Origin of the sequence: Shewanella sp. ULN5 (genome assembly GCF_030731885.1) — a bacterium.
Lineage (GTDB): Bacteria > Pseudomonadota > Gammaproteobacteria > Enterobacterales > Shewanellaceae > Shewanella > Shewanella holmiensis.
In genome coordinates, this window is the sequence record NZ_JAPJEE010000005.1 from 212,828 (window position 1) to 239,629 (window position 26,802).

The following is a 26,802-nucleotide window of genomic DNA, read 5'->3' on the forward strand; positions in this document are numbered from 1 at the left end:
ATTGACTATGCGCATCGGTATTTTAGGTGGCACCTTCGACCCCATTCATTTAGGCCATATTCGTCCAGCACTCGACATTAAACAGCAGCTGCAACTTGATGAAGTGTGGCTAATGCCCAACCACATTCCGCCCCATAAGCAATCCACTAACGTCGATAGCCAACACAGATTAGCCATGGTGGAACAAATTTGTCAGCAGCACAAAGACCTGAAACTGTGCGACATAGAGATTAAACGGCAAACGCCATCATACACAGTGGTAACACTGCAACAATTGCAGCAAGCTTATCCGCAACATCAGTTTTATTTCATCATGGGAATGGATTCATTTATCAATTTACCTCAATGGCATTTATGGCAACAGTTGTTTGAACTGTGCCATATCGTTCTGTGCCAGCGTCCGGGGTGGCAACTGGACGATAACCACCCTATGCAAAAAGTGCTGCAACAAAAAACTCGCCGCAATTCAGCACAATTCAACATATCCAATGGGAACTTATCAGTTGGCTCAATCATTCCAGTAGATACCATCTTACAAGATATCTCTTCTACCGAAGTGCGAGAAAAACTGCTAAACCATGAAGATGTATCAAGTTTGATCGCCCCTTGTACTAAAACCTATATTCAGCAACATCAGCTTTACCTCACCTAACGCAAAATCGCCTGTTGTTTTACACCACAAGCCAAATCTAAAAGGATTACCATAAAGCGCGTTGCTTAATTGCTTCCAATGGATGAAATTGAGTATAATGCTCCGTTAATTTTGACTAGTGAGGTAATTCGAGTGCAAAGCACCGAACTGAAAGATTTCGTCGTCGATAAAATCGAAGACTTAAAAGCAAAGAACATTGTAGTATTAGATGTTAAAAATCAATCAACTATCACCGATACTATGGTGATTTGTACTGGTACATCTAAAACCCACGTTCGCTCAATTGGCGAACATCTTGTGGTTGAAGCCAAAAAAGCCGGAATGCAGCCATTAGGTGTTGAAGGCCGTGATAGCAGCGAATGGGTATTAGTAGACTTAGGTGAAGTCATTGTTCATGTGATGCAAGAGCAGACTCGTGAATACTACGACCTAGAAAAACTTTGGGCTAACCCTAACGCCTAATGAAGTTACAACTGATTGCCGTAGGCACAAAAATGCCCGATTGGGTTACCCGAGGTTTTGAAGAGTATCAACGTCGTTTCCCTAGGGATATGCCGCTTGAACTTATCGAGATCCCTGCGGGTAAACGGGGCAAAAATGCTGATATTGCGCGCATTTTGCAAAAAGAAGGTGAGTTAATGCTCGCCGCGATAGCAAAAGGCAATCATATTGTAAGTTTAGATTTGCCCGGTAAAAATTGGACTACGCCCGATTTAGCAGAGCAAATGACAAAATGGCAATTAGATGGGCGTGATGTAAGTTTGCTGATTGGTGGGCCAGAAGGACTTGCCCCAGCCTGTAAAGCCGCAGCAAATCAAAGCTGGTGTTTGTCAGCCCTAACATTACCGCATCCGCTTGTACGTGTATTGATAGGGGAAAGCCTCTACCGTGCATGGAGTATCAATAATAATCACCCTTATCACCGCGAGTAATCAAGGTGAAAATTCATTAAAAGAATTTCATGGTTGTTGACATAACAACACCATTAAAGCGACGCTAAGGTTTCGCTTTACCAACGCTGGAGACCCAAGTGCCGCCAAAGAAGCGCATCACCATGCATGACCATGCCGCCGAGGCCTCGTTATTCAAACGCCGTGCATTTTTCACTTTTATTTGCGTCTTCGTATTACTGAGCGTGCTATTTTCTAACCTGTATCAATTACAGGTCGTCTCCTATAAAGACTACGAAACCCGTTCTAATGACAACCGTATTCGGGTTGTGCCTACCGCACCTAGCCGTGGGCTGATCTTCGACCGTCATGGCCAACTTTTGGCCGAAAACCAGCCATATCACTCATTAGAAATGATCCCCGAAAAGATAAAAAATCTCGACGAAACCTTCGACGAGCTCAATAATATTATCGAAATAGACGCTGATGAACGCGAACAAATCAAAGAAACGCTCAAATTTCATCGCCGCTTCAAACCGCTCACCATCAAAGGTAAATTAACGGAAGAACAAGTCGCGACGTTTTCGGTAAACCAACATCGTTTCCCGGGTATTTATGTCGAAGCTGGTTTGAAGCGTCATTATCCATATGCTGATTTAATGACCCACGTACTGGGTTATGTTGGCAAAATTAACACCCGCGACAAAGCCCAGTTAGAACAGAGTAATAACTGGAAAACCTACGCCGCCACAAAAGATATTGGCAAGCAAGGCGTCGAAAAATTCTACGAGGGCTTATTACATGGTTTGCCTGGACATTTAGAAGAAGAGGTGAACAACCGCGGCCGAGTCATCCGTACTTTAAAAGTCACCCCGCCGACGCCTGGTAAAGATATTTACTTAACCTTAGACTTAAAATTGCAGCAAAAAGCCATGGAATTATTGGCAGGTAGACGTGGTTCGGTAGTGGCGATGGACCCTCGTGACGGTGGCATTTTAGCTATGGTGTCAAGTCCAAGTTACGATGCTAACTTATTTGTTCATGGTATCAGTAGCAAAGGCTATAGCGATCTGCTAAACGATAAATCACGTCCTCTTATTAATCGTGCCACTCAAGGACAATATTCTCCCGCATCAACCATTAAACCCCTAGTGGCATTATTGGGATTAGAAGAGCGCGCCATTAACGATAAAACCCGTGTATGGGATCCTGGCTTTTGGCAAATTCCAGGCGTGGAACGTAAATGGCGAGATTGGAAACGTTGGGGCCATGGTTGGGTTGATGTTTACCATGCGATTGTCGACTCGTGCGATATCTTCTTTTATGAATTAGTCTACAAGGTTGGCATCGATAAAATGGCCGATTTTATGGGGAAATTCGGTTTTGGCGAACGCACCAACGTCGACATCTATGAAGAAGTTGCTGGCATTATGCCATCACGCGACTGGAAACGACTTCGCTACAACCAAGCTTGGTATATTGGTGACACTATTTCAGTCGGCATCGGTCAGGGTTATTGGACAAGTACCCCTCTGCAACTGGCTAATTCAACAGCTATTTTAGCCAATAAAGGGCGTCGTTTTACCCCACATTTATTAAAAACATTCAAAGACGACACAGTAAAAATTGATGCGCCTATAGATGAGCATGAACCCATTATTCTGAAAAACCCTAAAAACTGGGACATCATTAACGAAGCTATGCGCCAAACCGCCGACAAATCGCGCTTCACCGATGCCACCTACACTGCAGCGATGAAAACCGGTACCGCTCAGGTGTTCTCTGTTGGTCAGGACGAAAAATACAATGCCGAAACTGTTGCCGAACATTTAAGGGACAATGCGTTAATTGTGGCTTACGCGCCATATGAAAATCCGCGCATAGTCCTAGCTGTGGTGTTAGAAAATGCCGGGTGGGGAGGCGCAAATGCTGGGCCGCTCGCGCGTGCATTATTAGACGAATATATGCTTAGAGATGAATGGGTACTGCCAAATGAATAACCAGATGCATAGCAATACTCATCATCAGAAAAAAAATATCTGGCAAAGGCTGCACATCGATTTACCTCTGTTATCGGGTATTTTGGTGTTAATGGCCTTTGGCTTGTTTGTCATTTATTCCGCCAGTGGTGAAAGCGCAGCTATGATGGAGCGCCAATTAACCCGTATTGGCTTGTCATTAGTGATCATGTTTTCGGTTGCACAAATCAACCCTGAAGTGCTTAAGCGCTGGGCATTACCCATTTATGTTGCTGGGGTTATCTTGCTGCTCGGAGTGCACTTTTTTGGCACTATCAATAAAGGGGCGCAGCGTTGGTTGAACCTTGGGTTTATGGAGTTTCAGCCGTCAGAGTTAATGAAGCTGGCCTTCCCCATTATGATGGCTTGGTATATCAGTAAGTTCCCTTTACCGCCTAAAAAACGTTATCTGGCAGGCGGTGCGATTATTTTATTAATCCCTACGCTATTGATAGCTAAACAACCTGACTTAGGTACATCGATTTTAGTCGCTGCATCAGGCGTATTCGTGTTGTTTTTGTCAGGTATGAGCTGGCTGATTGTGGGCGGAATTGTCATCGCTGGATTGATTTTCTTACCGATTCTTTGGTTCTTTTTAATGCATGATTATCAACGCACCCGCGTGCTAACATTATTTGATCCAGAAAAGGACCCCTTGGGTGCAGGCTACCATATTATCCAATCAAAAATTGCTATCGGTTCAGGGGGCGTGTGGGGCAAAGGTTGGTTAGATGGTACTCAGTCTCAGCTAGAGTTTTTACCTGAAAGGCATACAGACTTTATCTTTGCCGTTATCGGTGAAGAGTTTGGCCTGATCGGCAGCTTATTTCTATTAACTATTTACCTGTATATTATCGGTCGCGGACTGGTAATTGCTTCTCGCGCACAGACAAGCTTTGCTCGTCTACTCGCGGGCAGCATTACATTGACATTTTTTGTGTATATCTTTGTTAACATTGGCATGGTTTCAGGTATATTGCCTGTGGTTGGCGTGCCTTTACCCCTTATCAGTTATGGGGGGACGTCAATGATGACACTAATGACAGGCTTCGGCATTTTAATGAGTATCCAAACTCATAGACGATTTATAGATCGATAGGATCCATTGATGAAATTATCTACCCGCTTATTTAGCACCGTCGCGTTAATTGTTGCTACTCATTTCGGTACAGCTTCAGCCAACACCGATGTTGATGCACTGAAAAAACAATTTATCGCTGACCAAATTAAGCAAGGTTTTAGCCAGCAGGAAGTCGAAGCATTCTTAAACCAATCGACTTATACCCAAGAAGTGATCGATGCGATCACCAAGCCTTGGGAAGCTAAACCCTGGCACCAGTATTATCCGATATTTTTAACAGAAAAACGTTTAGCCAAAGGGTTAGAATTTTGGCATGAAAATGCGGACACCATAACCAAAGCCGCCGATAAATTTAATGTTGATCCACAAATCATCGTTGCCATTATCGGTATTGAAACCTTTTACGGTGGTTACATGGGTAACTACCGTGTTCAGGATGCTTTGTATACTTTAGGTTTTTATTACGCACCGCGTGCCACCTTTTTTAGAAGTGAATATGGCAATTTAATGTCACTGATAAAAGAAGAGAAGCTCGATAATGACACCTTGAAGGGATCTTATGCTGGCGCAATGGGTTATGGTCAGTTCATTCCATCCAGTTACCGTCATTACTCGGTCGACTTTAGTGGTGACGGCCGTCGTGACTTACTCACCAGCAAAGCCGATGCGATTGGCAGTGTGGCTAATTATTTTCATCAACACGGTTGGAAAAGAAATGAGCCAGTCGTGCTAGCCTTAAGCAATAAAAGCGATAAAGCACCAAAAGCCAAAGTATGGACAAACGAAAGACTGCATTACAAAGCATCTGATATTCTATCACCTAACCTTAGCCTCGCGTCGGCAAAAGATATTGATGTGTCACAAAAGGCGATGCTGGTAAAATTAGAACAACCTAACGCAGATGAATACTGGCTAGGGTTGAACAATTTTTATGTCATTACTCGATACAACCGCAGCCCGTTATATGCGATGGCCGTTTATCAATTTAGTGAGCAATTAAAAGCCCAATACAATGCAAAATAAAATTTTCTTCACTGCGATTAGTATAGTAATAATGATGCTAATGGCGGCTTGTTCATCCAAGCCTGAAACCAATAATAAAAATGCGTCGAACAAATCAAAAAGCCAGTTTGGCCGTTACCACATGGCTGATGACAAATACCCTGAGAATGCGCCTGATGTAAGTAAAGTGCAAAATGCTGTACCCAAATTTGAAAATTACAGTCGCCAAGGCAACCGTAATTACACGGTATTGGGCAAAAGCTACAAGGTGCTATCAACGGGTAAAGGTTTCACCGAAACCGGTCACGCCTCATGGTATGGTGCAAAATTTCATGGCCATTTAACCTCAAATGGCGAAACCTATGACATGTATGCCATGTCAGCGGCCCACAAAAACTTACCGCTACCAAGTTACGTGAAAGTCACCAACCTTGAAAACAATAAGCAAATTATTGTGAGAGTGAACGATCGAGGTCCCTTCCATCATGGGCGTGTAATCGATTTATCCTATGCAGGTGCTTATCACCTTGGCATGCTAGGCAAAGGGACCGCAAAAGTACACTTAGAGGTGATTCATATTGAATCGAACGAACAACGTGCAATTAATGAAGTGACCGATGTAGAAAACCACTATATTCAGGTTGTTGCCTCTAAAGACAAGTTAAAAATAAATACCTTAGCCAAAGAGCTGGAGCGTAAATACGGTGTATCATCGCGAATTGTCTCCGGCAATGGCTTGCACCGAATTCAGTTGGGCCCTATTGGTAAAATTTACTTAACCAATAAACTGTTAGATAACCTGCATAGCAGCGGTTATCCCCAGAGTTTTATTGTGCCATAAGCATTTTTTTAGGTAATGAAGGAACCTTAATGTGATTTCATTGCCTATTAATAATGTGACTAATGTTATAATCGATTTCTTATTGTCTTATCTTCGAATTAAATAGAGACTTGCTAATTTCATGATGAATATTGCCAAAGCCCCAATCGCTACTGCTCTGCTGCTTTCTTTTGTGTCGTTTACTACTTTAGCTAACACACCGCAGCCTGATGCTCGCCCAACACCCAATCGTGCCCCTATGGTAACGCCTGATGCCCCAAGTGTTGCAGCAAAAGCGTATGTATTAATGGACTATTATTCGGGCCGCATCATCGCCGAACAAAATGCCTATGAAAGCTTAAATCCAGCCAGCTTAACTAAAATGCTAACCAGCTACGTCATTGGACATGAAGTTAAAGTGGGTAACATCTCATTAGATGATGATGTACTTATCACTCAAAATGCTTGGTCAAAAAACTTCCCTGACTCTTCAAAAATGTTTATTGAAGTCGGTAAAACCGTAAAAGTTGCTGACTTAAATCGTGGCATTATTATCCAATCAGGTAACGATGCTTGTGTCGCTATGGCAGAACACATCGCTGGCACGGAAGGCGCGTTTGTTGATTTAATGAACTCGTGGGCCAAGCAGTTAGGTATGAATGATAGCTACTTTGAAAACTCCCACGGTTTAGATTCAGAAAATCATAAAACCACCGCCTACGATATGGCTATTTTAGGTGCGGCACTTATCCGTGATGTACCAGAAGAATATCGCGTGTATGCTGAAAAATCTTTCACCTTTAATGGCATCACCCAATACAACCGTAACGGTTTATTGTGGGACAACAGCCTAAAAGTAGACGGTATTAAAACCGGCCATACTTCAGGTGCTGGTTACAACTTAGTATCTTCTGCAACCAACGATGAAGGCATGCGCTTAGTTACAGTGGTAATGGGCACCAGCAGCGAATCCGCTCGAAAAGCTGAAAGTAAAAAGCTACTTAACTATGGTTTCCGCTTTTTTGAAACGATCACCCCTTATAAAGCGGGTGACACTTTTGTCAGCCAAAAAATTTGGTACGGCGACGTTGATAACGTAGACCTAGGCGTAATGACCGACACGCCTATCACCATCAGTCGTGGCAAAGCCAAAGACTTACAAGCAAACTTTGAATTAACTAAGCCTCTTGCTGCGCCGCTAGCAAAAGGTGAAACCGTGGGTCGTGTGTTCTTCCAACTTGATGGAAAAGACATTGCCCAGTTCCCACTTGTGACCCTCAATGCCGTAGAAGAAGGCAGCTGGATCAGCAAAATAATGGATTATTTTAAACAGATGTTTGCAAGCTGGTTTGAATAATTTTATATAATTATTCTTAAAATCAATATAATAAAGCCGCTTATACAGCGGCTTTATTATTTCAGAACACAACACACTTGAATCAGGTATAATTGCCACCATATTTAGTATTAACAATCACCAAAGAGTAATCCGATGTTAAATACCACTTTTGATGAAGTCATGACTTTCCCTAATGCTTGTCCGTTCAAAGTGATCGGCGATGCCGATGACACCTTAGCGGATCGCGTTGTTGCTGTTGCACAGCAATTAGCGCCAGGCGACTACGTACCTACCGTTAAAGCATCAAGCAAAGGCAGTTATTATTCGGTCACCATTCGCATTACAGTCAATAGCAAAGAACATATCGAAAAAGCGTATATTGATCTTGCCGCTATCGAAGGCGTAAAACGCGTTCTCTAATGGTTAAATAAGTACGATAAATACATAAAACTTGAGTATAATACTCGGGAATTATTTGACCGTGCTTAAACAGTCCAACCTTTGGGGAGACGTTGCCCTTGTCAGCATCAACTTTGCACATTCGCCACCTTGGCATGCAAGACTACGAGTCTGTTTGGCATGCCATGCAGGCATACACAGACACGCGAGATAGCAACAGCCAAGATGAACTTTGGGTTGTTGAGCATCCGTCGGTGTTTACCCAGGGTCAAGCGGGTAAAAGCGAGCATATTTTAAACCCTGGTGATATTCCTGTTATTCAGGTTGACCGCGGTGGACAAGTTACCTATCACGGCCCAGGGCAATTAGTGGTTTATCCACTTATCGACATAAAACGTAATAAAATGGGCGTTAGACAGCTAGTGAACAACATCGAGCAAAGTATTGTCGATATGCTGGCCCAATACGATGTCGAAGCTTATGCAAAAGCTGATGCGCCAGGTGTTTATGTGCAAGAGCGAAAAGTGGCCTCATTGGGCTTACGTATTCGAAAAGGCTGTTCATTCCACGGTTTAGCATTAAACGTCGACATGGATTTAGCGCCATTCCAGCGCATCAATCCGTGTGGCTATGCCGGACTTGAAATGGTGCAATGTAAAGCACTTGGCGGACCGCAAACCGTTAAAGAAGCTGGCGACAAACTCATTCAAACATTTAGCCAAGTTATGGGCTATCAACAACTTGTACATCATCAAGGATTAGCAGAATAATGAATAGGCCTGAAAGATTACAACCGGGAGTTAAACTACGTGACGCTGATAAAGTTTCACGCATCCCTATTAAAATTGTACCCTCAGAGCGCGAAACCATGCTGCGCAAGCCTGATTGGTTACGGGTAAAACTGCCAGCATCTAACCAGCGTATTCTTGATATTAAATCAGCATTACGTAAAAACGGCCTGCATTCAGTATGTGAAGAAGCTTCTTGCCCTAACCTTGCAGAGTGTTTCAACCACGGCACCGCCACCTTCATGATCCTCGGCGCAATTTGTACCCGTCGCTGCCCATTTTGTGACGTTGCCCATGGTCGTCCATTACAGCCTGATGCTGAAGAGCCTAAAAAATTAGCTCAAACCATTGCAGATATGAAGCTTAAATATGTCGTAATCACCTCGGTCGACCGTGATGATTTACGTGATGGCGGCGCACAGCATTTTGCTGATTGTATTCGTGAAATTCGTCTGCTTAATCCAGAAATTAAAATCGAGATTTTAGTACCTGATTTCCGTGGACGTATTGATGCGGCACTCGATATCTTAGCCACTGAGCCACCAGATGTGTTTAACCACAATCTTGAAACCGCACCAAAGCATTACCGTAAAGCACGCCCAGGGGCTAATTATCAATGGTCGCTAGACCTATTGAAGAAATTCAAAGAACGTCATCCAAATGTACCGACTAAGTCAGGTTTGATGATGGGCTTAGGTGAAACCAACGAAGAAATCGCAGAAGTATTACGTGATTTGCGCGCGCATAATGTTGAAATGCTGACATTAGGTCAGTATTTACAACCAAGTAAGTTCCACTTACCGGTTGAGCGTTACGTGCCACCAGCTGAGTTTGACGAGCTTAAAGCTTTGGCTGATGAAATTGGCTTTACCCACGCGGCATGTGGCCCACTTGTTCGTTCAAGCTACCATGCAGACTTGCAAGCTCAGGGTAAAGAAGTGAAATAACTTTTTGGCTTTAGGGTTTGAACAGAAACGGCGCTTATAGCGCCGTTTTTTTTGAGCAAAGAATCATTTAGTTTGATATTTTTTGGCGTTGTTGCTGAGGATGCCAGTTAAGGACTAAGACATTTCTGCCCTCAAGGTTTGTTTGTAATATGGCCTACGGCCACTAACGTCGTGGTGCTTCGCCCACACCAGACCAAAGGGGCAAAACGCTTGCGCCCCTTTGGAAACCCTCAGCGCCCCAGACGAAAAATGCTGAAAAGCGCATAATTTTCGATGGGGATCGTTCCAGCTTTAAACCTCATTTGCAGCCAGCTTCGGCCATTGTCGAAAAGCCCTAACGCTTCCGATGGGCCGTCCATGGCCCAACGAAAGCTAGCTTGGCATCCATGCCAAGCTCACGGCCTTTTCTCGATGCCCTCAATTCAAACCGAACATCCAAGCTTTTCTTATGGAATTGTTACGAATGAAGTTAAATCGAAGATGTGAAAATTTCGGGTGCAGATGAGCCAGCGAGTATCCAAAACATGGATGTTTTGGTTAAGCCCACATGGATGTGCTTGCGGCGTCTCGCTGGATTATCTGCACATAAGGTCGCTCTTTCACATTCATGTGATCGCGACATTCCGTTCATCCAGAACATCCCAGCGGCAGGCAATGGGTTAGATTGAAGCTATGGTCTTCCATGACTGGGCTGAGATAAATGAATTAGACGATGGATACTCGTAACACACTTTTGTCCAAAAACGATTTAGCTTTTTATTGTCCGATTGATACCCGAAAGGTTAAATCGAAGAGATCAAATAACCAAGTGTAGATGCGGCTGAGGGTATCGAAAACAGGGATGTTTTCGTTAAGCGGTCAGGGATGACGCATAGCGTCCCGCAGCAGTATCTGCACATAAGCGAGCCGCAGGCTTTTAACTACAATGAAGATTCGACTTTAAACACTAATCCCAATTCCAATTCCAACTCAGCCAAACGTTATAAGCTCAAGATGCCAACGCCTTCATTCGAAGGCCTACACACTTTTGTCCAAAAGTGAATTTAAAAGTGATCACACTTTATACTCAAAAAATGAAATTTGTCCTCTGATAATTTATCAAACTATTACGTCATTACCGTTCATGACAACCTTAAGTTTTTATCAGACGATATTATTGTCGTACAAATAATAGAATAAATAACAACTGCGAATATCGAGTGCCTATGTCGAGTGCCTATGTCGATTACTCATAGCAGATATTCCCCGAATCTAACTATCGATAGCGAGGATAATTAACTCAGTACTAAATCCATCAAAATCGCATCTTCATGGCCATCGTCCGTTGGGTAATACCCCTTACGACGACTGGTTTCAACAAAGCCAGCTTTTTCATATAGCCCAATTGCGCTCAAGTTAGACTGACGAACTTCTAACATAATGACTACCGCGTCGAATGCTTTTGCCTGTGCAACTAATGAGGTTAATAAGCGCTTACCCAAACCTAACCCCTGTGCTGAGGGGGCGACGCAAATATCCATCAAGGTCACTTCATCTATCACCTGCTGAACAATACTAAAGCCCAATAATTGCCCCTCTGCCATCACGCCTTCAACGCGATATAAATGCCCGAAACAACTGGCTAATGTAGCTGACGACATTGGTGAATGATGGCATGCCTGTTCTATAACTGACATGTCAGCAAGATGAGCTTCCGTTAACGCGACCAAGGAATAAGTCATAAATTTTTCCACAAATGGGCAATGACACAGTGATGCTATCTAAGATAAGCAAGCAGATATACCTAAATCATATCAGTTAGTTAAAACAATTGTTACCAGATTAAACATCACCCTCTGTGGATTTATTCATATTCTTTCATAAGTTGTCTAAATTCATTCATCCACGGTCTGACTGTCGTTAACAACTCTTATCTAATATGGGCTTCATCGGTAGAAGTCATCATTAAGAGAGCAAATCATGACCGCAAAAGAATTATCTGAAACACCTAAAAAAGTGAAACTCAATGAACTTAAAGCACTGGGATTTATCATTTTTTTGTTATTCCCCATTGTCACAGCCACCAGCATTAGTGCCTACGGCTTTGTAATTTGGATGATCCAAGCCTTTGGTGGCGTGGTCGCTCACTAATCCTTCTCACTCTGGGTCAATCTTATTAAGGATGTCGTTATGAAATGGTTTATCAACACCTGGCGCACACTCAACCAGCCAGCTAAATATCTCACTTTAGGCACTATTAGCCTTTCAGCCTTTTTAATGGGCATTATTTTTTGGGGCGGTTTTAATACGGCTTTAGAACTGACTAACACAGAAGAGTTTTGTATTAGTTGTCACAGTATGGAAAGCAAACCCTACCAAGAATTACAGCAAACCGTGCATTGGTCTAATCACTCTGGTGTGCGTGCTACGTGTCCTGATTGTCATGTGCCGCATAACTGGAGCCGTAAAATTGGCCGTAAAATTGAAGCATCACATGATATGTGGGGCTGGTTAATGCAAACCGTGAATACCGAAGAAAAGTTTGAAGCTAAACGTCTTGAAATGGCCAGCCGTGAGTGGAAACGTTTTGACCGTGATAACTCATTAGCCTGTAAAAACTGTCATAACTACGACTCAATGAAGTGGGAAGACATGTCGAAACTGGCGCAAAAGCAAATGAAACGTGCTGCCGAAACAGACCAAAGCTGTATCGATTGTCACAAAGGGATTGCCCATAAACTACCAGAAATGGGTACCTCACGTGCACCAGAGTTAATTGCCCAAGTAGGTGCTGGCGAATCAAGCCTTGAAGCAAACAGCAGTTACTTTACCGCATTAACCAAGCCACTTTATTTCAACGAAAAAACTGACGTTGAAGCTGGTACCTTAAACATTGCCACTAAAGTGACTGTGTTAGAAACCAAAGGGAATCGCGTTAAAATTGGCATTGATGGCTGGCGTAAAAAAGTCGGCGCGGGCCGAGTGATTTACTACGATTTTGGCCTAAACATTTTATCGGCTCAATTGTCAAAAGATGCCGCGCTTGAAGAAGGTGTAATGGAAGTGTTCGAGCAAAAAGAAGATCCGATGACAGGGCTTATTTGGCAACGAGTAGAAGCCAAAATTTGGACCGACTCAGATTACCTTGTGAAAGACCTACAGCCACTTTGGGACTATGCAAGAGACACTTATACCAACAGTTGTAGTGTGTGTCATACCCAACCTGCTGAAGCGCATTTTGATGCCAACAGCTGGCCTGGTATGTTTCAAGGAATGATAGCGTTCGTCAATATGGACCAAGATACCCAAGCACTTGTGCAAAAGTACCTACAGGAACATTCATCTACTTTCGACAAGTCAGCGCACTAATAGGACATCATTATGAACAGAAGAGACTTTCTAAAAGGCTTAGCAGCAACTTCATTTGTTAGCCTAAGCAGTGCATCAGTGCTAGCGCCATTTAAGGCTTTGGCCGCAGCGGGAACCATGGCTAATGATGACTGGTTAACAACCGGCTCACATTTTGGCGCATTCAAAATGAAGCGTAAAAATGGCGTCATTGATCAAGTTATCCCGTTTGACTTAGACAAATATCCAACCGACATGATTAACGGCGTTAAAGGGTTGGTGTATAACCCATCACGCGTTCGTTACCCTATGGTGCGTTTAGACTTTTTATTAAATGGTCATAAAAGCGATACTTCACAACGTGGTGATTTTCGTTTTGTTCGCGTCACCTGGGACAAGGCACTGAACTTGTTCAAAGACTCATTAGACGAAGTGCAGACTAAGTATGGGCCATCAGGCTTACATGCGGGGCAAACTGGTTGGCGCGCAACGGGGCAGCTGCACTCAAGCACTAGCCATATGCAACGCGCTGTAGGCATGCACGGTAATTTTGTTAAAAAGATTGGCGACTACTCTACCGGTGCTGGGCAAACCATATTACCGTACATTTTAGGGTCGACTGAGGTATACGCCCAGGGCACGTCATGGCCGTTAATCCTTGAACAATCAAACACGATTATTTTATGGTCTAACGACCCTTATAAAAACCTGCAAGTGGGTTGGAATGCTGAAACCCACGAGTCATATGGCTACCTTGCGCAGCTGAAAGAGAAGGTTAAGCAAGGTAAAATCCGCGTGATCAGCATTGACCCTGTGGTCACTAAAACGCAGCAGTATTTGGGCTGCGAGCAACTGTATGTCAATCCACAAACTGACGTGGCATTGATGCTGGGTATTGCCCACGAAATGGTGATCAAAAACCTGCATGATAAAAAGTTTATCGAAGGTTACAGCCTAGGATTTGAACACTTCCTACCTTATCTATTAGGTGAGTCCGATGGCATTGTAAAAACCCCAGAATGGGCCAGTAAGATTACTGGCGTGACTCCTGAAATCATTCGTGATTTAGCCAAGGTAATGACTAAAGGTCGTACCCAAATCATGATGGGCTGGTGTATTCAACGCCAACAACACGGTGAGCAACCCTATTGGATGGCTGCTGTGTTAGCCACTATGATTGGCCAAATTGGTTTACCTGGCGGTGGTATCAGCTATGGCCACCATTACTCAAGTATTGGCGTGCCCTCATCTGGCGCCGCTGCACCTGGGGCATTTCCACGTAATTTAGATGAAGGCCAAAAGCCGCTGTTTGATAATAATGACTTCAAAGGCGCAAGTAGCACTATCCCTGTTGCGCGCTGGATTGATGCCATATTAGAGCCGGGTAAAACCATCGACGCTAACGGCGCAAGAGTGACCTATCCAGATATCAAAATGATGGTATTTTCGGGGAATAACCCTTGGAACCATCATCAAGATAGAAACAAAATGAAGCAAGCATTCAAAAAGCTTGAATGCGTGGTCACTATTGATATGAACTGGACGGCGACATGCCGTTTCTCTGATATCGTGTTACCAGCCTGTACCACGTTTGAACGCAATGATATTGATGTCTATGGCAGTTATGCTAACCGTGGCGTATTAGCGATGCAAAAAATGGTTGAGCCATTATTTGAAAGCTTATCTGACTTTGAAATCTTTACTCGATTTGCCAAAATCATGGGTAAAGAGCAAGAGTACACCCGTGGTATGTCTGAGTTTGATTGGCTTAAAAAGCTATATAACGAGTGTAAAGCAGACAATGCTGGCAAATTTGACATGCCAGATTTCGATACCTTCTGGAAAGACGGTTATGTTCACTTCGGTGAAGGTCAACCTTGGACTCGTCACGCTGATTTTAGAAACGATCCTGAAATGGCGCCACTTGGTACACCATCGGGTTTGATTGAGATATTCAGCCGAAAAATCGCTCAGTTTAACTATGATGATTGTCCAGGCCACCCAACTTGGATGGAAAAATCTGAACGCAGCCATGGTGGACCCGGTTCAGATAAGTACCCTGTGTGGATGCAATCTTGTCACCCTGATAAGCGTTTACATTCGCAAATGTGTGAATCAGAGCAATACCGTGCAACCTACACTGTAAAAGGGCGTGAGCCAGTTTACTTAAACCCAACCGATGCCAAACAACGTGGTATTAAAGACGGTGATATCGTGCGGGTATTTAACGACCGTGGTCAATTGCTTGCTGGCGCAGTAGTGTCAGACAGCTTCCCGCCTGGTGTTATTCGTATTCACGAAGGTGCTTGGTACGGTCCTGTTGGCAAAGATGGCAGCAAACAAGGTGGCAATGAAATTGGTGCATTATGTAGCTATGGTGACCCAAATACCTTGACTCAAGATATTGGCACCTCCAAGCTAGCCCAAGCTTGCGCAGCCTATACTTGTTTGGTTAACTTTGAAAAGTATCAGGGCAAAGTGCCAGAGGTCAGCTCGTTTAGTGGCCCAATTGAAACACAAGTGTAGTTCACACAATTAGCCGTTAACTGAGGTTATTTAGCACCACATTTTCCATTGGGGCTAAATAACCCTCTAGATAGAATCGACCTGAATTGGGTCAAAGGAGATTACATAGATGACTGATAAGCAAGTATATGCCACCCCAATGAACCAGGGCCGCGCGATGGTATACAGACTGCTCTCATCGCTTTTTGCTAAAGAGCTTGATCAGCAACTATTGCATGAACTGACATCCAGTCAAGCTCAAGCCTTCTTTGCTCAACTGGCCAGCGATCCGTTATTGGCACAAGACATCGCTAGCTTAAATTCAGTGTTGAATACGCTAAATACTGATCGGGCGTTATTAGAGCTTGCTGCTGATTATTGCGGATTGTTTTTAGTCGGCACTAAACATAGCGCAAGTCCCTATGCCAGCTTATACCTTGGCGATAATGACGCCAGCGATGAAATATTGTTATTTGGTGAACAACATCAGCAAATGAAGACTTTTTTACAACAAAGTCAATTGACTGTACAAAGTGAGTTTCCTGAACCTGCTGATCATATCGCAGTCATTTTAGCCTACGTCGCCCACCAAGCCTGTTGCAGTGACGATAAAACACAACAGGCCTTTATCGCCCAATATTTGAATGCTTGGTTACCTCAGTTTACCGATAAGGTAATGACGGTTGATAGCGGTAATTTTTATGCCGCTCTTGCCAGACTTACCCAGGCTTGGGTTGCCAGTGATTGTGATGCTTTACAAGTAAGTTAGTTTTATCCTTCCCCCAAAGACCCAAAACACCGAGCTTGCTCGGTGTTTTTTTATTCATGCTATCTGCTGACATCAGATAACTTGACTGAAACGGCATCCATTGAGTCTTGCCATAATTGTTGTAACGCTTGGTATTCTTCATTGGTAAAGGTGCATGTTTCCAATTGCTGACATAGCTGAGTTAACGCAACTAACCCCATGCTGGCACTACTGCCCTTTAAACCATGTAATAATTCGCTACTGTTAGCAGGTAAGTTAGCTAATGCCGCTATCTGTGCGGTACTGCTGGCTTTAAACAAGGTGAGCATTTCAGCTATCGCATCCGCCCCTAAGTATTCTAAGTCCTCAGTAATTTGTTGCTCATTAAGCAAACTCGCTGTTGGTTTACATACTGGATAGCGATTAGGCTTGGCCTTAATGGTGCTACCTGCAACTAGGCTGTCGGCATCAGTAGTATTGGAGTTCACTTCACCATGATAAGCCGATGCCGAGTGGGGAGCCGATGCTGCACCTACACTGTGCGTCTCGGTTTGAAATGCCTCACTGGCCACCCCAATCCATCCTGCTAAAGCCTGCATATTCAATGGTTTTTCGAGTACCGAATCAAACCCTGTTGCTTTATAAAGCTGCATATCATCATCTTGCACTTGGGCAGTAAAAGCGGCGATATTTGCCCTCACCTGCGCCGATTGCGCAATCTGTGTTAACTCAGCCAGTAACTCAATGCCCGAGCCGTCACCTAACTGAATATCAAGCATAATCGCATCAAACTGATCGGCGTTATCCTGCCGATAAACCGCTCTTGCCTCGGCGCAGCTTTCAACCAATATCGACTGATGCCCAAGGTGAGCTAAAAAGCCTTGAGCGACCATGGCGTTGACTTTGTTATCTTCAATGACCAACAGATTTTTAGGCGTCACCTTTGGCAACTCGATACGGCTTAACTCATCGGCTTGATTACACATAATAAGCGGTAAGCTAAAGCTAAATGTTGAGCCCTTACCCACTTGGCTATCCACGCGAATACATTGGCTGGCGTTATCGAGATTGTTTTCGCAGTTATTGTCGAAATCATTCATCAATGCGACCAATTCTTTACAAATTGCCAGCCCCAAACCAGTACCACGGGTGCGCCCTTGATTCGGTTGAGCACTATATGCGATAAACAATTGTTCCATCGCGGTGTCACTAATGCCAACTCCGCTATCAATCACAGCAAAAGTGAGCCTTTGGTCAACCACAGCCACACTTAATTCCACACCACCTTTTGGGGTAAACTTAATTGCATTACCCAACAAATTAAACAATACCTGTCGCAGTTTAGGGCCATCGACATGCACCCAGTGCGGCAAGTTTTGACAGTTTAACGATAAAGATAATCCAGCCAGCCCCGCACCCGACATCATCACAGCCATCACTTCATCTAACAGATCATTTAACGCAACGGGTCGCGGCTCATTAGTTAACTTGCCTTGCTCTAAACGCGAAAAATCTAAAATATCGTTCAATACGGTTTGCAGTAATGTGCCGCTATATTGAGACAAAGCCAGCATTTGCTTTTGGGCTGGCGGCAAAGGAGAGTGACTTAATAACGTTAACGTGCCTAAAAGCCCATTTAATGGCGTGCGAATTTCATGGCTCATGGTAGCTAAAAATAATGATTTAGCATTACTGGCCTGCTCTGCCATCTCCCTTGCGGCCGAGTGCCCTTTTGCTTCGGCATCTAATTGACGGTTGGTTTCGGCTAATTCTATGGTGCGCGCCTGAACGGTATTTTCTAATGAGGCTTTATGCACAATCAATTCTGATGCGGTAGTTTGTAACTCGACTTGCAACGCTTGATTTTGGGTGGTTTTTTGCTTAAATGCTTCAATAGCTGAAGCCATAGCTGTCAGCTCATCATCGCCATGGGGATCGAGCACAACCTCGGTATTACCTAGGCTTAATTGCGATAATGCTGTCGTCGCTTCATTTAGGCGCAGGGCAATGCCTTTATAAATCACCCGATATACCACTAGCATCATGATAATAAACATCAATACGCCGGTGGCCCACAAACCCGATTTTGCCCAAAGAAGTTGTTGTAAAAAATCACGGCGGGCATTGTCTGCTTGAATTTGTTGGGCTTTCATCGCGCCATCGACCGACTTATTTAACTGGCTTAATTTGTCGGTTAACTGCATTAACTGAGCATTTTGCTTCGCCAACACTTGTGCATATTGCTGTTGTAAGCGTAAACCAATATTCACGTCCCTCAGCAAAACTAATTCTTGCTCGAGTTCAGTTGCCCTAGCTGGATCACGTACCAGCCCTTTAAGTAATTCAAGTGGCATTAAATCAATTTGCTTATCCATTACATGATTTGAAACATCTACTCCAGAGGCGGAATTAAGCGGGGCGCCTGCAACATTTTGACCGCTTATTTTAGGGCGAAATCCCGATTGATAAAGCACCCGCGTCATGCTGTCTAATACTTTATTCAACCCAAGTTGTTGCTCGGGTGACTGTAAAAGTTGACCCACCAATGCGATATGGTTGATCAGTGCTAACGCCCTATTTAAGCGTTCTCTGATATCTAAATCTTGTTCTATAATGGTGTCGAGCAGATGGGCACTTTGCGCCTCACCTGCCACTTGCGGGTAGGCTAAGCTTAATTTGGCTAAAATAGCCGAGTCGACTACCGCTTGTTCGGCTTCAAGCAATATGCCGCTTCGACGGGCCGCTTCAGCAAGGTCACTGCCTTTATCATCTAATAGTGCGGTTAATGCTAAGCGTGCACCTACTTGACGTCCTAAAACCGATAAGTCGTGAATAATTTCACCCGCAAGCAAGGCTAAGTTATTATCTTTGCTGTTATGATTACCTTGCACATTTAACGCGTTAAGCCGCTCAATTGCCGCGAGTAAATTGGTGCTTTCTAAAGAGAGCTTACGCCCTAAAAATGCTCGCTGAGCTTCTTCTTCAACTCGCTCAAGCCCTTGGGCATTGTCGAGTAAAGCATTAGACGACTGCATAAGTTGTCTGGCCGCTTCCGAGGCGGGTAAGGCTTCTTCATATAAATACTGATCGGCTAATTTGACCCAATACAAAGATAAACTGCCCAGACTAACTAATAATAGTAATAGCAGTCCTAACAGACTAAAGGCCAACATGAGGCGACCAACTAAGCTCTTACCTGATAGTGATAAAGCACTCACATTCATTCCTTAAACTGTTACAATCTACTCGACAAAAATCACAGTGTTTTACTTAACGGCCTAGACACCCTAATAGAGACAATAAGATGCGACAACTCATTTATATACTCATTTTTTGTTTAGGGACAACTTCATCATTTGTTGAAGCAAAAAACGACACTCATTGGTCATTAGAGCGACGAACCCCATTTAACCAAAAAATTCAAACCACTGAGAAAATCCATTATAACGCCTTAACGTCTGCCCAAAAAAACTGGCGTATTTGTGCACTCGTCCCCCACCTTAAAGATGCTTATTGGATAGGCATCGATTATGGATTGGTGTCACATGCCAACCAATTAGGGATTAATCTTGAGTTATTTGAAGCTGGCAGTTATTACCGCAAAGATAAGCAACTAAAGCAACTCGAACACTGTTTAACAGAGCCGTTTGATGCAATTTTACTTGGCACTGTCAGCCCTGATTTACTTAAGCATTATAAAGGATTAATCAATAAACCAATTATTGCCTTAGTCAATCAGCTTAATAGCCCTATCATAAATACTCGCGTTGGCGTGAATTGGTATCAAATGGGCTGGATTGCAGGCAATTTTATTAGCCAAGCACAACCAAAGCCCCCAACAGATAAATCGGTTAAAGTAGCACTATTAACTGGCCCGGAAGGTGTGGGCGGTAGCAGTTGGGTTGAGCTTGGTATTCTTGATGCCATAGCTAACAGTCCGGTAGAAGTGTCCTCTATCCGCCACACAGATAATAACCGCAACCTTTACCGTGACCAATTACATCACTTACTCAATGATCATATTCCCGATTATATTTTAGGAAGTGCGGTGGCCATTGAGGCAGCAATAGGATCTTTACAGCATAAACAATTAACTGAGCAGGTAAAATTAGTCAGTAGCTATTTATCTCCCGCCACGTTACGCGGACTGTATCGAAATAAAGTGGCTTTTAGCACAGATGATCAAGTGGTGTTACAAGGTAAGTTAGCCATTGATGTGGTAGTAAAACAGCTTGAAGGAGCAGCGCCCTTCGGTGACATAGGCCCGCAAATACAAAAGCTATCACAAGGTAAGGTGTCCTTTAAAGCACTTGAGAATAGCTTGGCCCCTGCTGACTTTTATCCAGTCTATCGTGTCGTCTCGCCTAGTCTTCAACCTTAGTGGCAAATAAGTAACCTTCACCGTGGACGGTAACAAATAAATCCGCCTGAAGCTTATTGCGTAAACGGCGGATAATCACGTCTATGGTTCTGTCATTGACATCTTCATTCCGATGACTTGTTTGCTGCATTAAACGTTCGCGAGATAACACCTGTTGTGGGTGTAAAGCAAAAGCCGTCAGTAGCTCAAATTCCGCTTTGGTGAGTTTAATCACTTCATCACCGCGAGATAACTTACGGCTATTGAGTTCTAAAACATATTGGTCGAAAACAATTAAGTCGTCACATTTTTCAAATTGCTCTACCACTTCCTGCTGGGCTTTTTTTACTAACGAAATCCGCCAAAGCAAGTTTTTAACCCTAACGAGTAACTCTCTTAGTTCAAACGGTTTAGTGACATAATCATCGGCGCCCATTTCAAGGCCAACAATTTTATCTATGGTTTCATCTCTACCAGTAACCAAAATAATACCGACATCTGAACGGCTGCGAAGATCACGGGCTAAACTTAAGCCATCAACACCGGGTAAATTCACATCTAGCATCACTAAATCTATATGTTGTTTAGCAAACTGTTGCCACATTTCTTCACCATCTGCGGCCTCAAGTACCCGATAACCTTCACGCTCAAAGTAACCTTTTAGCCGTGCACGTATTACCGCCTCATCATCAACTACGAGTACAGTACTTGCTAACCCAGTATGTGCCATTTCATTTTCCAGATAGAGTGAAATCGATACCCGTTATTATTCATAATTTTTCATATTTGCCTATAAAGATATCAAAGGAATGAGTAGCTGGTAGCAAAAAAAGCCTAAAAAAATGGACCTGAATATCACTAAGGGAGTGACGTTTCAGATCCACTAACAATATTTACCGCGAAGCGGCTATTGCAGGTTAGAAACTTTTGTTAATACCGACAACGAAGCGATCATCAAAAATTTCAGTTTGGGTACCATACACTTTATGATCAGAATCAACTGTGCTGCCATGATAACGCACGTCAAAATTAATCCCTGCATAGGCTTTACTGACACCAAGGTTCCAGTGTCCCCAACCTTCTGCCCCCTCGCCATCTAAATCTTGGTAACCGACACTGCCTGACACTTTCCAGCCACTGTCGAATTGATAACTTGGGTGTACTGCGTAGTTCACACCTTGCCAGCCATCAACACCAAACCAGTCATCAACCGTTGGTGTCACTTCTAGTTGCACGTTGGCACGGCCAAACTGCTTGCCCACTTTAATCCATAATTCAGTGTAGTTTGAATAAGAGGCACCCGGATAAAGGTAAGAAAAGACCATCACATCATAGGTAATGCCGCTTTCGCCGAACTCGCCAGCTTTACCAATATATGGTGCGGTTACAATTTCTAAATTAGGATCGGCAAACTTAATATTAGAAGCAAAAACGCCAGTATACCACCCATCATCGTTAGCCCAGCCTAAGGTGCCTTGTACCACAGGAACGTCGCCGTCCATCGTTTCAGATTCACCACGAAAAACATAATCAGATGCAAAAGTCATGTTACCGCTGATTTTACCGCCAAATACGTCGGCATCATCTGCGGCAAACGCAAATGGCACAGCTGATAAAAGCAAGCTGCCAAGTAAAACAGATTGAGTTAGTTGATGTATTTTGTTCATAATTATCACCCTATGTTTACCACTTATTATTGATAGGATGACTATAGGGAAAACTTATGAATGGCTATTGTGCTTGATATGAATTGATAAAAAATGAATATGAAAAATTATGAACACAAAGGTTAATTCACTTGCAGAGGTATGAGTGCAGCCCTGTTAACGCTCACTTTGGCGAGTGTTTAGGAGCTGACAGATTTGTTGCCAAAGTTGACGTTTTTCATCACCATTTTGCATCACATCATTAAGCGGAGCGGTAACCAGCCAGGCGACCCGTGGGCGACGTTTGGTTTTACGCATATCCCAAACAACCTGTGGGCCTTTGTGCATTTCACAGTCAAAATCACACTCATCTAGCGTCACATTAACCAGCCCAAGTACCTGTTCAATAAACGACTGCGCCGACAAGTCAGCATCTATATCATGCAATACTAAAAAAGGTTTACCCGGCTTGTCGGCACTGCGCCAACGAGTAATGTTCATTGCATCAAGAAACGCTGATTTTTCCATGTTCACTGTCTAAAAACCCATTGTGCGTTAAGAATATCAGGTTAGCGGGGATGAGGGAAAGCCAATGTAATAATCCTAACTCCCTTGCCCATGTTTACAACATTGGCTTAAATGCTATTAACCAATTGCAATGGAATGAGTTAACCGTTGTTGTGTGTCATAACGAGGTGAGCTTAGTCAAAAATGGGGGATGCGTTCAACACTCAGCGTACAAATTACCCGCTGCATTTCTAAATATTCCAAACCTGCAACCTGCATAAAGATGGCAATAAAATTTTCCCATAAAAAAAGTCATGTTAATCAACATGACTTTTTAAGAGGCAATATGTCAGGTTAACCCTGGCATAGGTCAAACCGGTTAAATGAATAGTCCAAAGGTTTGATTAATTTTTTGGTGCTCTTGGTTTGCCCATTGAAAATATTCTTGCTCGGTTAATTCGCTAGCGGCATCTTTATCGATAAGAATAATTGCATTTTCATGCATTTGTAAGGCTGACGCTGGACACATAGCCGTTACAGGACCGGTGATCATTTGCTTAACCGCAGCGGCTTTATTCTTGCCCGTTGCCATAAGTAATACATAACGTGCATCAAGAATAGTTGCTATCCCCATGGTCATTGCCATAGTTGGTTGATATTCGTCTTTTTTAAATAAACGACTGTTATCTTGTAACGTTTGCTTGGTTAAGGTTTTAATTCGAGTACGCGACGCTAAGCTTGAAGTCGGTTCGTTAAAACCGATATGGCCATTTGCACCAATACCTAAAATTTGTAAATCTACGCCACCCGCATTTTTAATTTGTTCTTCGTATGCAAGACCTTGCACGCGAGGATTTTGATCATTACGACAAGTTGGTAAATATGTCTTTTCTTGATCAATATTGACATGATCAAACAAATTTTGTTTCATGAAAGTACGATAGCTTTGTGGATTTTCTGCTTCAATATTATGATATTCATCAAGATTAAATGTAGTCACATTTTCAAAGCTTAATTGGCCTTTTTGATGATATTCCACTAACTGCTTATACAAACTAATTGGCGTACTACCCGTTGCAAGACCTAAAACAGGATTTGTTTTTTGTTTGATGACTTCTGCAACCCATTGAGCTGCACCGCTCGCAACTTGCTCTGCATTTTCTAAAATAATAATTTGCATAAATATCCCAATAAAAAAACAATAATGAACGTTAATCAAAGACCCACGCATATTAGCATAAATTTAAACGGCAAAAAGCTCTGCATTGCCCACCCATGCTGGTGAAATTAATTCAACTAGGTAATTTTTTGCTTAAAAGACTTATTAAGTATCTGCTTAATGAACAAAGATCCCGACAGCAATTTTTAACCCTGCTGAAGATTTACCATTGGCGTGAGTAATCAACCAATTCCCGGAGAATTAGCTTAAAACGCCCGCGATATGGGCGCTGATAACTCCGGTGACACTCATTGGCAAAGAAAGACACATCCCAAATAGATGATGGTTACTTTATAACTAAACTGAAAATTAATCACTAATTAGCGCTTAATTTATCTCTCAATTTGAGTGGTTTGATTTAATGATAATGCATTGAAGTGAAAATCAGAAAACAGATATTTTGGGATTACTGAGTCAACTTTAGCGCCTTTCCCCCCAAAAAATGGTCATGCCACTGGGACTCTGCTTACACATATATACTCAATTCTATAAGTGGTATTAAGCCCTGTTACCCATGACATTAAACAACACAACAACGCTAAGCTCCCCCCGCCAATGACAAAAACTGGCTATGTTAATCTGTTATTGGCATGTACATCCTTAAAGCAGCGGATGATGTGCAATAACTAAATCACCTTTGTTACCCTGTTCAGTTGATTTCTCGTTTTTGATGGCAAATTGTTGGAGATTTTTATAAGAAAGAAACTTTTTGATTTTAAGGGAGGGTTACACTGGAGCAGCGACACCCGATAGTGAGTGTATTGGAAAGAGTCGCAGCGGTAAGGCAACGAAAATTCATTTGGTCGTGGATTGTGGTGGATTACCATTCTAATTCGAGATATCAGAAAGCCAGAGAAAATGATATTGCGCGTGCCGAGAGTCTTGTTGACCACCTTAGGGAGGGAACGTATTTATCGCTGGTAAAGGATATGACAACGACGCTTTAAGGGCATATGTTTAAGCAAAAGGTGGGGAAACCGTTATACCAAAGCGAAATTATGGACAAGATATCGACAAAGAAAGTATGGATTGGTGCTTCTACAAGTATCGACATCCGGTTGACAATGCTTTCAGGAGGATTAATTACTTACTTTAATATCAACAATATATAATAAAATAACAAGAAATTAAGCCAGTATAGTATCACTGGCGTTTACTATAATGTGGCTGTGGCTGCCGATGCATTGCTGAGTAAGATGTGCACAGCAAAGTTCAACACGCCCCTAAGTTGTCCGAATTCAGTTGACCAGGTCATAACATAGTCGAGAATAATTAAAGGTAACATAGCGCACAGTTTTCGTGGAATGACAACGAAGACTATTTGAACTCAACTAAGACATTATTTTTATAAAAATGGCTTGAAAACAATCTATATTATTGATTAATAATCTTAAAATATTGTCTTCGTTTTTGTATGGTTATCTAAATCAAGCTCATTACTCTTGAAAATATCGGGCAAATATAACCAACAAGTCTGGGTCACACATATTAGTGAGTTTTTTGATATCTAAACAGGTAATTGAACCGTAACTCGTTTCAATGATTTGCTGATCTCTTAGTTCGCCTAACAGTTTTGACCAGTGCTGGCGGCTGCAGCCTGTTACGCTTGATAAATCTGCCATTGAAATTGGTAAGGTGTTTTTTCCTTTATGAGATAAAACAGAAAAAGTGACGGTTAAATAGATAAGCAATGTGTCATGCTTTCCTACCTTATTAGCAACAACCCAGAATTCTCTGGTTGCACTTAACGACATTTGTGAACGATTGATAAAGAAATCAAACAGCGCCATAGAGCTAGAGCAAAGTTGGTAAACCGATTTCTGGGGATAGATGGTTAATTCAGTGTCACAGAGTGCTTCATAGAGAATTTCAACATCTTCAAAATCATACCAAGTGTAGTTAGGGACCAATATTTGATGGTCGCTCCAAATGAACATGGTGACGAAATCACCACTTTTTCTGACTAGAGATTCTTTTATAAATCCGTCGTCGATAAACAGCATGCCTACTGATTTATCTAGCGGAAAAAGTTCGCCTTTTTTTAATGTTCTTTTGAGTACATTACCATTAAGTGCAGAAATAATTTCCTGTTCAACCCCTGCATATGCAAGTGTCTGCTCTATCTTTTTGATTTTTAACTGTTTCATTTGGACCAATCCAGCCAAGCGTTTAAATTAAATGCTTTTTACAACCGATGTAGATTAGCCGTTTTTCGATGGCGATTCCCTCTAATGTGTCACAAATCATAGTTTTGTAACGAATCATTATTCGATTTCTAAATGTGTGATTCTCAGATTGACTCTTTGTAAAGTACTTACCATTTGTAAGGTTATTAATGGTTTAAGCTTGGTTTAGTTTGTTAACGATTCCATTTGAATGTTTTCATTCAAAACTATTCAAGGTGCCACAATGAAGCATTGTAAATTTTATTCACGCTTATTAAGTCTATTGCTATTCAGTAGCAGTATTTTGGCTGTCCAAGCCACCCCATGGGACGACCTTAGCGGTGAACAATTAGAACAACAATTAGTAGAAAAGTTCGCTGAAGGTAAGT

24 protein-coding genes and 1 pseudogene are annotated in these 26,802 nt (G+C 42.7%); 18 read left to right on the plus strand and 7 right to left on the minus strand.

Translation table 11 applies throughout. From position 1 onward, the window contains the following. The first annotated feature begins 7 nt into the window (after window positions 1–7). The 11 genes from nadD to lipA all read left to right on the plus strand — a co-directional run bounded on the left by nadD (window position 8) and on the right by lipA (window position 9,936). Window positions 8–652 carry a nicotinate-nucleotide adenylyltransferase gene (gene nadD, locus ORI98_RS07325; protein WP_306134781.1) on the plus strand — a complete coding sequence of 215 codons (645 nt, stop codon included), beginning with the start codon at window positions 8–10 and terminating at the stop codon, window positions 650–652. A 132-nt stretch (window positions 653–784) separates the two neighbouring features. Further along, window positions 785–1,114, plus strand: a complete 330-nt coding sequence (gene rsfS / locus ORI98_RS07330) for a ribosome silencing factor (RefSeq protein ID WP_188840475.1) — start codon at window positions 785–787, stop codon at window positions 1,112–1,114. Further along, window positions 1,114–1,584: a 23S rRNA (pseudouridine(1915)-N(3))-methyltransferase RlmH gene (gene rlmH, locus ORI98_RS07335; RefSeq protein WP_188840474.1), complete on the plus strand. Its 471-nt coding sequence runs from the start codon at window positions 1,114–1,116 to the stop codon at window positions 1,582–1,584. The genes rsfS and rlmH overlap by 1 nt, the downstream gene beginning before the upstream one ends. Before the next feature lie 98 nt (window positions 1,585–1,682). Further along, window positions 1,683–3,542 (plus strand): penicillin-binding protein 2, encoded by a 1,860-nt coding sequence (gene mrdA / locus ORI98_RS07340; protein WP_306134782.1) that lies wholly within the window; start codon window positions 1,683–1,685, stop codon window positions 3,540–3,542. After that, complete coding sequence (rodA, locus tag ORI98_RS07345; protein WP_371931128.1) at window positions 3,535–4,659, plus strand: rod shape-determining protein RodA; 1,125 nt, start codon at window positions 3,535–3,537, stop codon at window positions 4,657–4,659. Before mrdA ends, rodA begins: the two co-directional genes overlap by 8 nt. Window positions 4,660–4,668: 9 nt before the next feature. Continuing rightward, window positions 4,669–5,664: a lytic murein transglycosylase B gene (mltB, locus tag ORI98_RS07350; protein WP_306134783.1), complete on the plus strand. Its 996-nt coding sequence runs from the start codon at window positions 4,669–4,671 to the stop codon at window positions 5,662–5,664. After that, window positions 5,654–6,484 carry a septal ring lytic transglycosylase RlpA family protein gene (locus tag ORI98_RS07355; RefSeq protein WP_306134784.1) on the plus strand — a complete coding sequence of 277 codons (831 nt, stop codon included), beginning with the start codon at window positions 5,654–5,656 and terminating at the stop codon, window positions 6,482–6,484. Before mltB ends, ORI98_RS07355 begins: the two co-directional genes overlap by 11 nt. A gap of 121 nt (window positions 6,485–6,605) precedes the next feature. Beyond that, window positions 6,606–7,820: a serine hydrolase gene (locus tag ORI98_RS07360; protein WP_306134785.1), complete on the plus strand. Its 1,215-nt coding sequence runs from the start codon at window positions 6,606–6,608 to the stop codon at window positions 7,818–7,820. Between the two features lie 135 nt (window positions 7,821–7,955). Continuing rightward, window positions 7,956–8,222, plus strand: a complete 267-nt coding sequence (ybeD, locus tag ORI98_RS07365; protein ID WP_261297421.1) for a DUF493 family protein YbeD — start codon at window positions 7,956–7,958, stop codon at window positions 8,220–8,222. A 98-nt stretch (window positions 8,223–8,320) separates the two neighbouring features. Continuing rightward, window positions 8,321–8,971, plus strand: a complete 651-nt coding sequence (gene lipB / locus ORI98_RS07370) for a lipoyl(octanoyl) transferase LipB (RefSeq protein WP_306134786.1) — start codon at window positions 8,321–8,323, stop codon at window positions 8,969–8,971. Next, on the plus strand, window positions 8,971–9,936 hold the full coding sequence (gene lipA / locus ORI98_RS07375) for a lipoyl synthase (RefSeq protein WP_306134787.1): 966 nt from the start codon (window positions 8,971–8,973) through the stop codon (window positions 9,934–9,936). Before lipB ends, lipA begins: the two co-directional genes overlap by 1 nt. Before the next feature lie 1,274 nt (window positions 9,937–11,210). Here the strand turns inward: lipA and rimI are convergent. Further along, window positions 11,211–11,657 carry a ribosomal protein S18-alanine N-acetyltransferase gene (gene rimI / locus ORI98_RS07380; protein ID WP_261299635.1) on the minus strand — a complete coding sequence of 149 codons (447 nt, stop codon included), beginning with the start codon at window positions 11,655–11,657 and terminating at the stop codon, window positions 11,211–11,213. A gap of 238 nt (window positions 11,658–11,895) precedes the next feature. Here rimI and ORI98_RS07385 point away from each other — a divergent pair, with 238 nt between their 5' ends. The 4 genes from ORI98_RS07385 to torD all read left to right on the plus strand — a co-directional run bounded on the left by ORI98_RS07385 (window position 11,896) and on the right by torD (window position 16,537). Then, on the plus strand, window positions 11,896–12,066 hold the full coding sequence (locus ORI98_RS07385) for a periplasmic nitrate reductase, NapE protein (protein ID WP_261299636.1): 171 nt from the start codon (window positions 11,896–11,898) through the stop codon (window positions 12,064–12,066). 39 nt (window positions 12,067–12,105) lie between these two features. Further along, the gene (gene torC, locus ORI98_RS07390; RefSeq protein ID WP_306134788.1) at window positions 12,106–13,284 is read left to right on the plus strand and encodes a pentaheme c-type cytochrome TorC; all 1,179 of its coding nucleotides are present in this window, start codon (window positions 12,106–12,108) and stop codon (window positions 13,282–13,284) included. 12 nt (window positions 13,285–13,296) lie between these two features. Continuing rightward, a complete protein-coding gene (torA, locus tag ORI98_RS07395) occupies window positions 13,297–15,789 on the plus strand; it encodes a trimethylamine-N-oxide reductase TorA (protein WP_306134789.1) in 2,493 nt (830 codons plus the stop codon). Between the two features lie 109 nt (window positions 15,790–15,898). Then, the gene (gene torD / locus ORI98_RS07400; RefSeq protein ID WP_261299639.1) at window positions 15,899–16,537 is read left to right on the plus strand and encodes a molecular chaperone TorD; all 639 of its coding nucleotides are present in this window, start codon (window positions 15,899–15,901) and stop codon (window positions 16,535–16,537) included. Between the two features lie 59 nt (window positions 16,538–16,596). Here the strand turns inward: torD and torS are convergent, their stop codons facing one another. After that, the gene (gene torS / locus ORI98_RS07405) at window positions 16,597–19,689 is read right to left on the minus strand and encodes a TMAO reductase system sensor histidine kinase/response regulator TorS (protein ID WP_371931133.1); all 3,093 of its coding nucleotides are present in this window, start codon (window positions 19,687–19,689) and stop codon (window positions 16,597–16,599) included. Between the two features lie 131 nt (window positions 19,690–19,820). Between torS and torT the strand changes: the two genes are divergently transcribed. Further along, window positions 19,821–20,897 carry a TMAO reductase system periplasmic protein TorT gene (gene torT / locus ORI98_RS07410; RefSeq protein WP_306134791.1) on the plus strand — a complete coding sequence of 359 codons (1,077 nt, stop codon included), beginning with the start codon at window positions 19,821–19,823 and terminating at the stop codon, window positions 20,895–20,897. Here torT and torR read toward each other — a convergent pair. The 3 genes from torR to ORI98_RS07425 form a co-directional block, all read right to left on the minus strand. After that, window positions 20,881–21,606 carry a two-component system response regulator TorR gene (torR, locus tag ORI98_RS07415; protein WP_261299642.1) on the minus strand — a complete coding sequence of 242 codons (726 nt, stop codon included), beginning with the start codon at window positions 21,604–21,606 and terminating at the stop codon, window positions 20,881–20,883. The two genes, torT and torR, sit on opposite strands and share 17 nt — an antisense overlap. Before the next feature lie 187 nt (window positions 21,607–21,793). Further along, complete coding sequence (locus ORI98_RS07420) at window positions 21,794–22,543, minus strand: TorF family putative porin (protein ID WP_306134792.1); 750 nt, start codon at window positions 22,541–22,543, stop codon at window positions 21,794–21,796. A 156-nt stretch (window positions 22,544–22,699) separates the two neighbouring features. Next, complete coding sequence (locus ORI98_RS07425) at window positions 22,700–23,050, minus strand: DNA polymerase III subunit psi (protein ID WP_306134793.1); 351 nt, start codon at window positions 23,048–23,050, stop codon at window positions 22,700–22,702. 50 nt (window positions 23,051–23,100) lie between these two features. On the opposite strand from ORI98_RS07425, the gene ORI98_RS07430 reads away from it, so the two are divergent. Next, entirely contained in the window at window positions 23,101–23,310 is a 210-nt protein-coding gene (locus tag ORI98_RS07430) for a hypothetical protein (protein WP_306134794.1), read from the plus strand. Between the two features lie 98 nt (window positions 23,311–23,408). Here the strand turns inward: ORI98_RS07430 and nagB are convergent, their stop codons facing one another. Beyond that, window positions 23,409–24,209 carry a glucosamine-6-phosphate deaminase gene (nagB, locus tag ORI98_RS07435; RefSeq protein ID WP_261299646.1) on the minus strand — a complete coding sequence of 267 codons (801 nt, stop codon included), beginning with the start codon at window positions 24,207–24,209 and terminating at the stop codon, window positions 23,409–23,411. A gap of 772 nt (window positions 24,210–24,981) precedes the next feature. On the opposite strand from nagB, the pseudogene ORI98_RS07440 reads away from it, so the two are divergent. Beyond that, window positions 24,982–25,379 (plus strand): annotated as a pseudogene (locus tag ORI98_RS07440) (transposase); the annotation flags it as partial. A 305-nt stretch (window positions 25,380–25,684) separates the two neighbouring features. Here the strand turns inward: ORI98_RS07440 and ORI98_RS07445 are convergent. After that, the gene (locus ORI98_RS07445; RefSeq protein WP_306134795.1) at window positions 25,685–26,395 is read right to left on the minus strand and encodes a Crp/Fnr family transcriptional regulator; all 711 of its coding nucleotides are present in this window, start codon (window positions 26,393–26,395) and stop codon (window positions 25,685–25,687) included. Window positions 26,396–26,802: the final 407 nt, after the last annotated feature.

Bases quoted from the DNA above. Each gene is read 5' to 3' on its own strand.
- torR (WP_261299642.1), bottom strand. From the start codon at position 21,606: ATGGCACATACTGGGTTAGCAAGTACTGTACTCGTAGTTGATGATGAG.
- ORI98_RS07360 (WP_306134785.1), top strand. From the start codon at position 6,606: ATGATGAATATTGCCAAAGCCCCAATCGCTACTGCTCTGCTGCTTTCT.
- ORI98_RS07385 (WP_261299636.1), top strand. From the start codon at position 11,896: ATGACCGCAAAAGAATTATCTGAAACACCTAAAAAAGTGAAACTCAAT.
- rodA (WP_371931128.1), top strand. From the start codon at position 3,535: ATGAATAACCAGATGCATAGCAATACTCATCATCAGAAAAAAAATATC.
- ORI98_RS07355 (WP_306134784.1), top strand. From the start codon at position 5,654: ATGCAAAATAAAATTTTCTTCACTGCGATTAGTATAGTAATAATGATG.
- nagB (WP_261299646.1), bottom strand. From the start codon at position 24,209: ATGCAAATTATTATTTTAGAAAATGCAGAGCAAGTTGCGAGCGGTGCA.
- ORI98_RS07430 (WP_306134794.1), top strand. From the start codon at position 23,101: ATGAGGGAAAGCCAATGTAATAATCCTAACTCCCTTGCCCATGTTTAC.
- torC (WP_306134788.1), top strand. From the start codon at position 12,106: ATGAAATGGTTTATCAACACCTGGCGCACACTCAACCAGCCAGCTAAA.
- nadD (WP_306134781.1), top strand. From the start codon at position 8: ATGCGCATCGGTATTTTAGGTGGCACCTTCGACCCCATTCATTTAGGC.
- torS (WP_371931133.1), bottom strand. From the start codon at position 19,689: ATGTTGGCCTTTAGTCTGTTAGGACTGCTATTACTATTATTAGTTAGT.
- rlmH (WP_188840474.1), top strand. From the start codon at position 1,114: ATGAAGTTACAACTGATTGCCGTAGGCACAAAAATGCCCGATTGGGTT.
- rimI (WP_261299635.1), bottom strand. From the start codon at position 11,657: ATGACTTATTCCTTGGTCGCGTTAACGGAAGCTCATCTTGCTGACATG.
- torA (WP_306134789.1), top strand. From the start codon at position 13,297: ATGAACAGAAGAGACTTTCTAAAAGGCTTAGCAGCAACTTCATTTGTT.
- ORI98_RS07425 (WP_306134793.1), bottom strand. From the start codon at position 23,050: ATGGAAAAATCAGCGTTTCTTGATGCAATGAACATTACTCGTTGGCGC.
- mltB (WP_306134783.1), top strand. From the start codon at position 4,669: ATGAAATTATCTACCCGCTTATTTAGCACCGTCGCGTTAATTGTTGCT.
- ybeD (WP_261297421.1), top strand. From the start codon at position 7,956: ATGTTAAATACCACTTTTGATGAAGTCATGACTTTCCCTAATGCTTGT.
- torT (WP_306134791.1), top strand. From the start codon at position 19,821: ATGCGACAACTCATTTATATACTCATTTTTTGTTTAGGGACAACTTCA.
- ORI98_RS07445 (WP_306134795.1), bottom strand. From the start codon at position 26,395: ATGAAACAGTTAAAAATCAAAAAGATAGAGCAGACACTTGCATATGCA.
- lipA (WP_306134787.1), top strand. From the start codon at position 8,971: ATGAATAGGCCTGAAAGATTACAACCGGGAGTTAAACTACGTGACGCT.
- torD (WP_261299639.1), top strand. From the start codon at position 15,899: ATGACTGATAAGCAAGTATATGCCACCCCAATGAACCAGGGCCGCGCG.
- ORI98_RS07420 (WP_306134792.1), bottom strand. From the start codon at position 22,543: ATGAACAAAATACATCAACTAACTCAATCTGTTTTACTTGGCAGCTTG.